Below are 13667 nucleotides of genomic sequence, written 5' to 3'. Positions count from 1 at the left end.
CCGATTTCGTTTTTTGGCGGGCGGAACTTATATAAAAAATCCCCATGAAATAAATCACGGGGACTATTGAGATCACTCAACTCATTTCGCAATGAGATTTTTTTCAGGATATATTACAATCCAAGGGTCTGGCTCCGGGTCTGGTTTAAAAGAAATAATAATACTTTCTTTTGGATATTTCCTCCATACCCTTTGTTGACCCCAACCAGCACTTTCTTCCCATCTATCTTCCGCTGTTTCTATATTCCAAGTTGATATTGGAGATTCTTGTTTACTCCAAATAACACTGAAAATAGTTCTGTCTAATGACGTAGCAAAAAGCCTTTTATAGGATTTCCTAAACAAGACTGGAAATAAATAACACACTTCTTTCTCAAATTCAAATCCCAATAACTCCTTTCCCATTTTTGGTTCTATAATAAACAAGTACAAAAGGATAAAGAAAATATCTTCAGAGAGTAAGCTGTTACCGATAGACGACAAACTTGTGTTTAAGGGAGCGAAATTCCCCTCTGAAAAAGGAAATGTTAAGAACTTACCTTTTAAGATGTCAGGAGAAATAATGCACTTCTCGTTATGATCAAAGGCTATGACTTTTGCTCCTCGTGCCCATTTCTGGGGAATACATTTTGAGTCGTCATGACGAAATACGTCACTAACGCGAAATTCTTTTAATATTTTTTTCATGATTTTTAGTTTTTAATTTACAATTTATCTACCGATACTCTATCTCACCCTTGACATATAGTAAAAAAAGTATATGATATTTATATGCTAGTAAACCACAAGTTTACAGGAATACCAGTTATTTCCCTTGTCCGACAGGGAATTTTGGACATTCTTACGAAAGGTCCTATAGATGGAGTAAACCTCTTAGAACAAGTAAATATAAAACTATCTGTTTCGAAACAGGGCTTATATAAAGCGCTACGCGAGCTTATGCGAGATGAGGTAATCATAAAAGAGAAAAAACTCTTTACTTTGAATAAAGTCTGGCTTTCGCGTCTCAAAGATTTCGTAGAAGAAAGTGAACAAAATCTTGGTGTCGCCCTGCCTTTTCTTGAAGAATCTTTTACGGGACGCAAAGTTATTGTTTTCAAAGACATGGATGCGTTGAATATATATTGGGGACATTTATTCCTTGCCCTTTCCGAACGATTCAACGATAAACCGTTCTTTTTCTTTAACCATCATAGCTGGTTTATACATGACAGTCCTCATTCGGAAATGTATTTATATAAAAAATCTTTAAAAAAGAAAAACAAAGTTCTGATAACATTAGGTGCCAACACGCTTTTTGCTAAAGATTTTAAAACTCGATTTGCGAAAGCAAATATCCAGATAAGTATAAATGAGAAGATCGGTGTACCGATGACAGATAATCTTTGTGTTATTGGTGATTATATAATAACGACAAGATACGACAAAAACACGATGACAGAAATAGATACTCTTTTCAAAAATAGTTCTTCGTTCGGAGAAAATGAGAAGAATGAGTTTAAAAAGATGTTGTCTTTTTCCAAAAGACCTAAAATGATAATTACTAAAAATAAACGGAAGGCAACTATTTGGAAACATAGTTTGGCAAAAAACTTTGTAATCAAAAAAACAGAGTTGTAATCTTCTAATCTTACCCGCCAAAATTCCGAAATCCCCGCCCTGCATTCCTTCCGCAAAATTGTTTCGCAAAACCGAGTCCGCATTTTTCAGATTTCTTCATCAGGATTGCTTTCAAAAAAGGTTCGAATTTTGCACAATGAATACCGAAAAAAAAATATCTCGCAATTAAAAATCCCGGAATTCCGGGATTTTTAGTGTCTACATGATATTATAATGTGCAGCTTTCAACAATCATTTCTTTATATACCATTGGGATGACAACAGCATCTATTGCTGGGCCTTGGTTGAGTGAGTGGCCAGTATCTGGAAAACACTGGAAATAACTTGGAATACCGATAAGTGTCATGGCATCAGTGAATACTTGCCCTGTATTACATGTCCATCCATGACTGAGATCATTTTCTCCTAGAAATAATGATGTGGGTGGATCTCCAGCATCAATTAAACTATTGGTAGAAACCATTGGAGCGCCAGAATTACTTGTTGCTACGCAGCTTTTTGAAGACACAATACCAAATTGATTGTCTCTGTTAACTTCAAGATCACTAGATGAGAACCAGTTGACATTGTCAAGGTTATTTCCAGAAACAGCAGCTTCTAGTGCAACAGTACCTCCTGCAGATATACCACTTAACATTATCCGATTTGGATCAATGCCATACTCACTCGCATGAATTCGGATATAGCGTAGAGCTGCTTGCGCATCAGATGTGGCATGTTTCTGTTCTGCTGAGCTAAATCCTTTTACAGCATCATCATTTCGATAATCTCCAGAAAAACATACATACCCAAAGCTTGCATATTGTTTACATGGTCCAGCGCTAGTCTCATCACCACCACCTCCGTGAAAATGTATGACCGCAGCTCGATTTGTTGCTGTGTCAGAAAGTGGTGGAGTATAGACATCAAACTTAAGACCATATGTAGACGAAAAGACTATTCCCGAAGTGCCCGCTGATACTGAAGGTTCTGGAATATCTAACTGGCTAAAAATTTCATTACAATAACGAACCGATCCGGGGAAACCAGCATTTGCCGCTGTGCAGTTACTAGTACTTGCTACATTACTTCCTGGAACGACAATATTGATTCCAGTCTGAATATTATTATTAAGTGGATTATATGTAGTGTTTTTTTTATTAAATACACGACCTAGTAAACTATTGTCACCATTGCCGCCGCCATACATAATAAACATACCCGAACCTATGATGAGCGCCAAGAGGAAAAATACCTTGGCTGAGTTATATGATTGATCTCTGAAAAATTCCATAAATTATAGATTATTATTAATAAGAAAAAGGCGTACTTATAGTATAGCAAATATATACTCAATATTGTAAATAAATAGACTTCATAAATAAAGCTTTATGTATGTTACACTTCGAGTGTTATGATCTCACACTTGTTTTCTCTCCTAGATCCTAAGACTATTATTTCAACCTTTGGTCTAATAGGTGTTATTGCTATTCTCTTTGCAGAATCAGGCACATTCTTGGGCTTTATACTTCCAGGAGATACGCTTTTGATTACTGCTGGGTTGCTTGCCTCCAAAGGATATATCAATCTTTGGTTGTTACTTGCTTTTGGTTCAATAGCTGCAATCCTTGGTGATTCGGTTGGGTATTGGTTCGGCAGGAAACTCGGTCCACGGCTTTTTGTTCGTGATGATTCTTTCTTGTTTAAGAAACGTTATCTTGAGCAAGCCAAAAAATTCTACGACAAACATGGTAAGAAGACGATTATTATTGGACGATTTCTGGCTGGTATTCGGATGTTTGCGCCAATACTTGCTGGTGCCACACAAATGAATTATGGAGTATTTTTAACGTACAACATTATCGGTGGTATATTTTGGGTGTTCTCACTGTCACTGCTCGGGTTTTTCTTAGGAGAGACAATACCAGGTATTGATCGCTACATACTACCCATTATTATAGGTGTGTTTGTAGTATCATTTATTCCGCCAATTTTTCAAATTATTAAGCATAGGAAAAAATAAAAACCCTGTGTCACTCAGGGTTTTGTTTTACTTCAAAAATAGTAAATCTCGATATTTTGGTAAGGGCCAAACCTTATCATCCACCAGCAGTTCCAGCTTATCGGTCCGGTAGCGGATTTCATCAAAGAATGGTTTAACGGTATCACAATAGGCAATGGCCCGGTCACGGATATCCTCTGTGTTATTAGCGGATTTTCGGGCTTCCGTCATTTCATGAACCATCTTCAGAATGGCATTCACATGTTCACTGATTTCCGTAACCAGGTTCTTTTGTGCTTCGGTATGACGTTCATCCAGCCCGATTTCCCGGAACCCTTTTATGTTATTGATCAGTTCATTCTGATACTGAATGGCTGCAGGAATGATTTGGTTCACTGCCAGTTCGCCAATAATACGGCCTTCGATCTGAACAATCTTGATGTATTTTTCTAATTCAATTTCATGGCGTGCATGAATTTCTTCTTTGGTGAAAACCTGATTTCGGACAAATAGATCGATTCCTTTTTTGGCCATCATGAAATCGAGGGCGCGGGGTGTGTTTTTTACATTACTCAATCCGCGGCGTGCTGCTTCCTCTTCCCATTCTTTGGAGTAGTTGTTACCTTCAAAACAAATCTTTTTGCTTTCGGTAATGTAACGCTTTAGTATTTCCATGATGGCAACTTCGCGATTCTTACCTTTAGCAATTAAACCATCAGCTTCTTTTTTGAAGTTAATCAACTGATCTGCAACAATGGTGTTCAATACTGTCATTGTGGAAGAGCAGTTTTGTGATGAACCTACAGCGCGTACCTCAAATTTATTTCCCGTGAATGCAAAGGGAGAAGTACGGTTCCTGTCGGTATTATCTTGAAACAAAGTCGGAATCTTATTATGAATTTCTAAACGCAGACTTTGCTCACTTTCTTCAGTAAACTTTCCACTTTCCACTTTCGTTTCGATTTCGTCCAGAATTTTAGTCATGTACGAGCCAATGAAAACGGAAATAATTGCCGGAGGAGCTTCATTTGCTCCCAAACGAAAGTCGTTGGCAGCAGAGGCAATGGAAGCGCGAAGTAAATCGGCTCCTTCACTTACCGCTTTAATCACGTTGATAAAAAAGGTAAGAAACTGTAAATTATTTTTTGGCGTGCGTCCCGGTGAGAGTAGATTCTTTCCGGTATCAGTGGCCATACTCCAGTTGTTGTGCTTGCCGCTTCCGTTGATGCCGGCAAAGGGTTTTTCATGAAGTAGTACCCGTAATTTATGGCGCCTCGCTACCCGTTGCATCACATCCATCAATAATTGATTGTGGTCAACGGCCACATTTACTTCTTCAAAAATTGGCGCCACTTCATATTGCCCAGGAGCCACTTCATTGTGGCGCGTCTTTAATGGTATACCAAGTTTGAAGGATTCGGTTTCAAAATCCAGCATAAATGCATAGACCCGTTCCGGGATCGAACCAAAATAGTGGTCTTCTAACTGTTGCCCCTTTGCTGGACTATGGCCGAATAATGTTCTGCCACAAAATACCAGATCAGGTCGTGCTTCGAACAGTGCTTCATCAATCGCAAAATATTCCTGTTCCCATCCGAGTGTAGGCACCACTTTGGTAACATTCTTATCAAAGTAATGACACACTTCTACTGCAGCAGTTTCGAGTGCATGGAGAGATTTCAGCAAGGGTGCCTTATAGTCAAGTGCTTCGCCATTGTAGGAAACAAAAATGGTAGGAATACAAAGTGTTTTTCCACTTCCGATTTCCATAATAAAAGCAGGTGAAGACGGATCCCAAACCGAATATCCGCGAGCCTCGAACGTGTTTCTAAGTCCACCGCTTGGGAAGCTACTGGCATCAGGTTCTTGTTGCACTAATGCACTCCCGTCGAATTTTTCTGCTCCTTTGTTTTCATCAGTGAGTTGGAAAAAGGCGTCATGTTTCTCTGCTGTTGCACCTGTAAGTGGTTGGAACCAATGCGTGTAATGAGTGGCACCTTTGGAAATTGCCCAGGACTTCATGGTCGCAGCGACTTGGTCTGCTGTTTTCCGGTCAATTTTTTGTCCAGTTTTTGTAGCTGACATTACGCCTTGAAAGGCATCTTCGCTGAGGTAGCTTTTCATTGCTTCCTCAGTAAATACATTTTCAGCAAAATAATCAGAGATTTTTTTGCTTTTGCTAGTTTGGTTTTCTTTTGACATGTGAATAACGTTTGCCTCATACTAAAGTATATATATATCTATGTCAAACAAACTTTTTTGGAGCTTTATTGTGGTATACTTTTTATATGTTAGGAATTGAACGTGCACAAAATAAAGCAATAATTGACCAAGACATTCCAATTCCAATAGAAATTGAGAATGTTTTTAATGCTTTTGTCGCTAATCAGAAAAACAAGCAATTTAAGATTGAGTCTGAAGATAATTTAATACAAGTTTGGAAAGGGCAGCAGATTATTGCTCGTGCATTTCCACAAGCAAAAAATAGTATACCGATTAATGTGTCTGGTGATTACTTTGATGATTTAGTAAAAATATTCAAAAATAGCGGACTCGAAATAAAAGCAAATGATAATGACGCCACCCGTTTTGCTGTAATGCTACAGAAAAACTAAAAAGTATGGACAAAGATGAACTCAAGAAAAAACTAAATGAGACAGAATTCCATGTAACCCAAGAAAAGGGGACTGAGGCGCCGTATTCAGGCGAATACTGGAAGACGAACGATGCAGGCATGTATGCCTGCAAAATCTGCGGACAAAAGCTTTTTGCATCTGACACCAAGTTAAACTCTGCTGAGGGTCCACTCGGACTTCGTGGTTGGCCGGCTTTCGATGATGCAATAGCGGGCAGTGTCGAATATGTCGAAGATAATACGATGGGTATGCACCGGACCGAAGTAGTTTGTTCAAAATGCAAATCACACTTGGGGTATCTCTTTGATGATGAGCACGCGCCATCAGGGAAACATTTCTGTGTTAATTCGTGTTCGATTGATTTTGAGAAAAAAGAATAGTATATGAAAAAATTTCTTTCGATTGGTATCACTATCATTGGGTGTATATTTATACTCGCCATATTTTGGCTAGAAGTTGCTTTTATCTTTCATAAAGAGCTTTCCGTACTTGGTTCGATAAGTATTGCATCTATCGAATTTGCCTTGGTCTATATATTTGAAGTAAGTAAATTTGGCAACCGTTGGCATTTTTGTGAGGTATATGGCCGAGCACTCTTTGTCACTATACTTTTCGCAAGCCTGGCGGCAGTTTTTGTTAGTGGTATATTGCTGAGCTTTGTATTTTTGTTGAGCCTCACTCCTTTTGTAGTAGGATCTCAACTTATCATGTGGGCTATCGGTAGTGGGCTTATGTTCGGACTGGTACTTTTCTCTGTGTTTATGTATGGCATGCTTCGCGGCCTTGCTCACATAAGTATCAAAACGATACAAATTGTAGATGCGAAAATTCCCAAAGCCTTTAATGGCTTTCGATTTGTGCAGATTTCAGATATTCATAGTGGTACCTATACATCCATTCTTCCGATTAAAAAAGCAGTGGCTCTAATTAATACACAACAGCCGGATTGTGTTTTCTTTACCGGAGATTTGGTAAATAATCGCGTTGAAGAAGTATTACCATATATACTAGAACTCAAAAAGCTCAAGGCACCATCTGGTATTTTTTCTATACTTGGCAACCACGACTATGGTGACTATGTGTCTTGGAAAACTCCTGAAGAAAAAATTGCCAATCTATTGCAACTGAAAAAATATCAAAAGGAGCTAGGTTGGAATTTACTTCTCAATGAACATGTAAGTATTCAAAAGAATGATGCACAAATTAATTTGATTGGTGTAGAAAATTGGAGTTCAAAAATGCATTTTACAAAGTACGGCGATCTTGCCAAAGCCACGAGCGATATTGACCAAAATCTGTTTACTATACTGCTCTCACATGATCCTTCACATTTTGATAAAGAGGTGAATACGATGTACCCATGGATTACTCTGACGCTATCAGGTCATACGCATGGTATGCAGTTTGGTATTGAAACAAAGCAAATAAAATGGAGTCCTATCAAATATGTCTATCCACATTGGGCAGGTTTATACCATATCGGCAGTCAGTATCTCTATGTCAATCGAGGTCTAGGAGCGCTTGGTTTCCCTGGACGTGTGGGTATGCGGCCTGAAATAACAGTATTCGTACTTACGTCTGGATACTAGGTAATAGTGCGTGATATACTACTCGTATTACTATAAATACGTTATTCATATGATGAAACATTATAACTGTCGTGCGTGGGGACTCCTCATACTCCGTGTCGTTATTGGTGTAATCTTTATCGCTCACGGTTGGCAGAAGATTGATAATATGGCAGGTACGGTTGGGTTCTTTGCATCTCTCGGCTTGCCAGCATTTTTAGCGTACGTTACCGCATGGGTTGAATTTATCGGTGGTATTGCATTTGTGCTTGGTGTGGGTACGAAACTTACTGGCTACTTGTTTGCTATTATCATGGCAGTAGCGATCTTCAAGCTCAAACTTGTCGGTGGGCTTACTGGTGCAAAAGGCTATGAGTTCGAACTCTTGCTGCTTGCTGCGTCACTTTGTATTTCATTTGCTGGACCTGGCATATTTGCGCTCGGTCCAAAGATTTGTCCGTGCTGTCGAGGTGGTAAATGTAAATCAACTGGCTGTGCGTGCCATATGTTCTGTGGATCAACGAATTGTGGCGGCAAGAATTGTGCGTGCAATATGTGCAAGGGTGGTGACTGTACGTGCATGATGACGAGCGCAGCTTCTTGTGGATGCGACTGTAAAGCCTGCGGCAGCAATATGTCGACTTGTGATAACTGTGAGATGTGCAAAAATGGCTGCACGAAGCATGAAATACACCAATAAGATTCTAGAAAACCCGCAAGGGTTTTCTTTGGTATATGGATAAACAAGCAATCTTACAAGAACTCCAAATATTGCCGAATGTCGGACCGGCGGTTGCAGAGGATCTCTATTCGATTGGGATTCAGAAGGTAAGTGATCTCAAGAATAAAAATCCTGACAAACTATATGCAGAGCTTGAAAAACTTGCTGGTACTCACGTCGACCGCTGTATGCTCTATGTACTCCGCTCGCTCGTCTATATGGCAAAAACCGGCGAGCGAAATATTACCAAAGTCGCCTGGTGGAAGTTTAAGGATAAACAATAAACGATTCGTATAAAATTCTGTACCGTTATGTATTATTAACATTATATTGTCTAGATAATTTATATACACGGTCGTGTATATAAATTATAACAAGGTATATATGATAAATAATAAATTATTACGATTAGGTAAAGTAACTGGGAACCTTTTGTTTGCTGTTTCAGAACTTGGTTCGATTACTTTGGATATGCTTTTTGAAAAAAATGAAATGATAGATAGGAGTAAATTATTTCGCAACAGTAAACGACAGTATGTAAATAAAAAAATAGAAATCCTACTCAATAAGGGGTATCTAGAAAGAATTAATAAAAGTAACACATATCAACTATCAGAAATGGGTAAGATATTTCTTTGGAAATTAAAGAAATATAGATATATACAAAATAAAAATTGGGATGGTAAATGGCGCGTTGTTTGCTTTGATATATTTGAGCGCAATCGGACCAAGAGAGATCTACTAAGACATGAATTAAAAGAAATTGGTTTTATACAACTGCAGCAGAGTGTATGGGTGTATCCTTTTGCGTGCGAGGATTATATAGAGCTTTTGAAAACTCACTATGTCTTTGGTAAAAATGTCAGGTATATGATTGTTGATTTTATAAGCGACGATAAAAATCTAAAACAATTTTTCAAACTAAAATAATATATATACACGGCCGTGTATATATATTATTTTAGTTTGAAAAAACCTTATATCATAAAAGTTTTTTATATAAAAGTTTTCCACAGAAAAATTTTTACAATATTGCGAGTAAAAAGTCAAAGCATATACTTATACTATATGTACAAGCAATATATTTTTATTGTGATGGTACTTATTACCATCATTGTACTTGCTCCAAACAACAAACTTCATGCAAGTACTATTATTACGAATAATATTACAAGCAATACAACATGGGATGTCGGAGGTAGCCCTTATATTATAACTTCTCCGATAGATGTTGCATTAGGTGTCATATTGACTATCCAACCCGGAGTTGTAATTAAAAGTTATGGCCCCGATGATCCCGATGATGAAGATCCACCTCTACTTTCTGTCAAAGGCACATTGCATGCGGTCGGGGAGGCTTCAAATCCAATTATATTTACTTCGTATCTGGATGATAGTGTTAGCGGGGATTCTAATAATGATGGTAGTTTGACATCTCCTGGATATGATGACTGGGGAGGAATCAAAATTTTTAATGCAACATCAGCACTTGCTTTTGTTGATTTTTCATATGCAGTAAATGCGCTTTATTACCATAGTGTTACGGCCTCTATTGATCATATTTCCTTTAATCACAATCATAGAGATATATATGCAGATCATGCAACAATAACAGCAACGAACATTGATATAGCTGATAGTGTGCTGGGTATTTTTAGTGGCTTCACTTCTCAAGTTTATTTAACTGATTTTACTGAAATAAACACCACTACCTATGCGGCTATTGTTGCCTACGATTCGTCTCTTAGTTGCACAAATTGTATTTTTGATACTGGGAAAGCTGGTATTCGATATTATGGATTAGGAACAAATATTACACTTGATTCAGTTGTGATAAAAAATTTTTCTGAAATTGCAGTTGACAATGTATCTTCAGAGGGTGGTTTCAAACTATTGGGCCCCGATGATGAAGTATTAACAATGACGAATTCCCAAATACTTAATAATGCAATTGGTATGCGGGGAACAGAGCATGGGGTATTTAGTGTCCACCAAAGTTCTTTTTCTGGGAATACTGTTGCTTTTATCATAGGTGGTACTATACCTGACTTAACTAATAATTGGTGGGGTGATCCAAGTGGCCCTTATGATGAATTGGTGAATCCTACAGGACAAGGAGATACTGCGGACATTCAATATCTTTCTTCATTTTCTCCATGGTTATCTACTGATCCATTTGCTGGCACTAGTGGCCCCAGTATTGATTTACTTACTCAATTCAAATCTGATGGTAGCTACTCACTTGCAGAAGGGGGGCTTAATACGGGTGATACAATTATCCTCAAAGGAACGTTGCATGTGCCAGATGGAGGAACGGCTTCTATGGAGGTTGAAATTAAACCTAATGATGTAGTTTTTGACGGTTCTAATTTACTAATATCAGGCTCTGTAAATGATGGTGAAGTAGTTAGCATAAAGAGTGAGGGGAATACTGATGATTCGTATCACTGGCGTGCCAGGGCAGTGGATGCACAAAATAACAAATCCCCATGGAGTGAATTTGGGATAACAAATAATATTGATTTTGTTATTCAAAATGTACCACTGTATACACAAAATCAATCACCTTATCCCGGTATTGCTGAAACTTCTTCATGGTTTAATCAAGATTATGCGTATGGTATTGGGAATACTGGTTGTGGGATAACAATTGCAAGTTGTGGTTGCGCTATGGTCTCTGCTGTAATGGTAGCTAGGTATTATGGAATCACAAATATACAAGCAAATGATGTAACGCCACTAACATTAAATTCTTGGTTAAAAAACAATATGGGCTATTATCCTGGTGGTGCTATGAGTTGGTATAAAGTAGCACAATACACCGATAATCAATTAGCCTATGATGCAAACTCTGGAGATTTCTCGGAAACTAATTACAGTCTTGCCAATAGTTATTTAGATCTCAACCGGCCAGTTATTGCAAAAGTGCAGTATATAAAAAATACTAAAACCCACACACATTTTATAGTTCTTGCAAATAAGCTCTCATCCAATAATTATGAAGTAAAAGATCCGGCATTTTACAACACTAAAACCCTCAATGAATCAGAAACAAATACTACTGAGCATGTCCGCGCATACAGTAAGCAATTTGCAGGACTAAGACTTTTCAAACCAAATCCGACTGGAGTTGCAACTGTGTACCTTGCATTTAATGTTGCATCTCCTGCCGATATTGTTATAACAGATCCAGCAGGTAACAAACTTGGCTATGATCCATCTACTGATGAGACTTTTGCTGATATTCCCAATGCCAGTTATGTTAATGAAATGTATGATGATCCTGATGGTAATGGAGCTGAACATACTTGGAAAATAGCGTACATTCCAACACCTAGTGTAGGGGACTATACTCTCAAGGTTACGGGCACAGGTGCAGGTACGTACACTATTGCGGCTACTTCTTTTGATGGATCTGGTAATGATTCGCAAAGTCAATCTACAGGTAGTATTACAGATGGGCAAGTTGATTCGTTTATTGCGACATATGACACGATAAATGGTACGGGTGAAACTATATTAGAGCAAGTAAATGTTCCTGATATTACAGCTCCCGAAGTATTTATCGCATTTGATCAAGACAATAAAGATCTAAGTATTATTGGAGTAGATGAAGAAAGTCCAACTTCAACAACGAAGGAAAATCTTACCTATACGATTGCTGATGTATCAGGTAATACAACAAAGCTCAATCTAGTTAGCGATGCTGCACCTTTTGTCCCTGGTATTTCTCCGATTAATCTAAGAGTTAAAGATATTAGCTATAATGCTAATCCAAAAATTAAATTTCCACATACAACGATTGAGTATAAATGGAATCTGGCCAATGATGGATCATATAAAAAGCTGACTCAAACGATAAAGGTTAAAGATGCTTTTAAAGTTGTTGCGACGTATAATGCAACAACGAATCTAACTCATATAGTTGTAACAAAGCCAAATTTGCCAGAAGAGGTGTATGATAAGAGCGGTATGTCTATACTAGCTCTCTTAACATCAAATGGAATACTCTCGTATGACTTCTAATTCACATCGAAAGATATTCCATGCTGTACTCATAATCATTGTGGGTTTTTTGACTATATTTATTCTCTACTACTTTAAATTTCTAAAAGATGTAATCCCGGCACCTACTGATGTATGGGATAGTATGGCAACAAATAATATAGAAAAATGTCAGTCAGATGGATTACAAATTAATTTCCCCCGAGATGGAGAAAAAGCGGTGAATGGTCTTGATCGACCACTTATCCCCATGGAAGTAAAAATAACTGATAGTCAAAATACACAAATTAATTCATTTGTAATTGACAATGTTCCTCCAAATCAAGAGGTCTATAAAATAAGGGATTGCGCAATGTATGTTTTGAGATATTGGGGGTTTGATTACAGCAACTTTCAAATCTTACCAGATTACAGATTTGAAGTTTGGAAATACTCATATATAGATAAAAATCCAGAATCAAACTTTACATTTACTGATATAAAAAGTAATAAACCAACTTTAATATATCAAACTTCTTTTGATATCGATCCACACGAAAAATACATTAATTTAATAAAAGGATATGTTGGCAGCGAAGATTATTCATTCATTATCAAATCAATTGATTCCGGTGAAGATGTTGTTGCTATTCCAATGCAAGATATATTTGCAAAATATCCGGGCGCTAGTGGCGACATTAGTCTCATAGGTTGGACAAAAGATAGTCAATACTATTGGTTTCGATTATTTGACGGTGCTGATACGCTAGCATTTGTGAAAGTTGATGTTTCTTCAGGTAACTGGCAATTATTTGATGCTCCAACAGGAACCATGGAAGGTGATCCATTTAATATTGAAAATGCGTGGGTAACCTATGATGACGGCCCGCCCTGGACAGGCACAAAAGAATTCGATGCCGAATATCAAGCAGAATGGACATCTAAAAATATGCAGGTATCTTTTTATGTCTACAATGTAATAACGAAAGAAAAAATTCTTCTTGATCGAACGGGTGATACGACATTTTGGCATAAGCCAAAATGGATTGATGATAAGACACTTGAGTATACAATCCCTGGTGGGGAAATGAAGACGTTCACAATTGACGAATAAAATACAAACAAAAATGACCTATGTAAGGTCTTTTTTGTTTAGT

At 37.7% G+C, this 13667-nt stretch carries 13 protein-coding genes; 10 read left to right on the top strand and 3 right to left on the bottom strand.

All coding sequences use genetic code 11. From position 1 onward, the window contains the following. Window positions 1–81: 81 nt before the first annotated feature. A complete protein-coding gene (locus tag IPF86_00540) occupies window positions 82–687 on the bottom strand; it encodes a hypothetical protein (GenBank protein ID QQR50397.1) in 606 nt (201 codons plus the stop codon). Window positions 688–771: 84 nt separating this feature from the next. Here IPF86_00540 and IPF86_00535 point away from each other — a divergent pair, with 84 nt between their 5' ends. Then, window positions 772–1620, top strand: coding sequence for a hypothetical protein (locus tag IPF86_00535; protein QQR50396.1), 849 nt, complete (start codon window positions 772–774; stop codon window positions 1618–1620). Between the two features lie 208 nt (window positions 1621–1828). Here the strand turns inward: IPF86_00535 and IPF86_00530 are convergent, their stop codons facing one another. Continuing rightward, window positions 1829–2893: an alpha/beta hydrolase gene (locus IPF86_00530; GenBank protein ID QQR50395.1), complete on the bottom strand. Its 1065-nt coding sequence runs from the start codon at window positions 2891–2893 to the stop codon at window positions 1829–1831. 120 nt (window positions 2894–3013) lie between these two features. Here IPF86_00530 and IPF86_00525 point away from each other — a divergent pair, with 120 nt between their 5' ends. Continuing rightward, complete coding sequence (locus IPF86_00525; protein ID QQR50394.1) at window positions 3014–3622, top strand: DedA family protein; 609 nt, start codon at window positions 3014–3016, stop codon at window positions 3620–3622. Window positions 3623–3649: 27 nt separating this feature from the next. On the opposite strand, the gene IPF86_00520 is transcribed toward IPF86_00525, so the two are convergent. Then, on the bottom strand, window positions 3650–5803 hold the full coding sequence (locus IPF86_00520; protein QQR50393.1) for a glutamine synthetase III: 2154 nt from the start codon (window positions 5801–5803) through the stop codon (window positions 3650–3652). Window positions 5804–5889: 86 nt separating this feature from the next. Between IPF86_00520 and IPF86_00515 the strand changes: the two genes are divergently transcribed. The 8 genes from IPF86_00515 to IPF86_00480 all read left to right on the top strand — a co-directional run bounded on the left by IPF86_00515 (window position 5890) and on the right by IPF86_00480 (window position 13624). After that, on the top strand, window positions 5890–6216 hold the full coding sequence (locus IPF86_00515; protein ID QQR50392.1) for a hypothetical protein: 327 nt from the start codon (window positions 5890–5892) through the stop codon (window positions 6214–6216). 5 nt (window positions 6217–6221) lie between these two features. After that, entirely contained in the window at window positions 6222–6617 is a 396-nt protein-coding gene (gene msrB / locus IPF86_00510; protein ID QQR50391.1) for a peptide-methionine (R)-S-oxide reductase MsrB, read from the top strand. A gap of 3 nt (window positions 6618–6620) precedes the next feature. Next, complete coding sequence (locus IPF86_00505; GenBank protein ID QQR50390.1) at window positions 6621–7826, top strand: metallophosphoesterase; 1206 nt, start codon at window positions 6621–6623, stop codon at window positions 7824–7826. A gap of 52 nt (window positions 7827–7878) precedes the next feature. Further along, the gene (locus tag IPF86_00500; protein QQR50692.1) at window positions 7879–8505 is read left to right on the top strand and encodes a DoxX family protein; all 627 of its coding nucleotides are present in this window, start codon (window positions 7879–7881) and stop codon (window positions 8503–8505) included. Between the two features lie 35 nt (window positions 8506–8540). After that, a complete protein-coding gene (locus IPF86_00495) occupies window positions 8541–8810 on the top strand; it encodes a TfoX/Sxy family DNA transformation protein (protein QQR50389.1) in 270 nt (89 codons plus the stop codon). A gap of 100 nt (window positions 8811–8910) precedes the next feature. Continuing rightward, window positions 8911–9456 (top strand): hypothetical protein, encoded by a 546-nt coding sequence (locus tag IPF86_00490; GenBank protein ID QQR50388.1) that lies wholly within the window; start codon window positions 8911–8913, stop codon window positions 9454–9456. A 138-nt stretch (window positions 9457–9594) separates the two neighbouring features. Continuing rightward, window positions 9595–12552, top strand: coding sequence for a C39 family peptidase (locus IPF86_00485; protein ID QQR50387.1), 2958 nt, complete (start codon window positions 9595–9597; stop codon window positions 12550–12552). Continuing rightward, window positions 12542–13624: a hypothetical protein gene (locus tag IPF86_00480; GenBank protein QQR50386.1), complete on the top strand. Its 1083-nt coding sequence runs from the start codon at window positions 12542–12544 to the stop codon at window positions 13622–13624. Before IPF86_00485 ends, IPF86_00480 begins: the two co-directional genes overlap by 11 nt. The last annotated feature ends 43 nt before the right edge of the window (window positions 13625–13667 follow it).

The organism is Candidatus Nomurabacteria bacterium (genome assembly GCA_016699085.1).
Classification (GTDB): Bacteria; Patescibacteriota; Minisyncoccia; order Phycocordibacterales; family UBA9973; genus CAZLWF01.
Note: the sequence above shows the minus strand (reverse complement) of the source record. Positions and strands in the feature narration are given on the sequence as shown.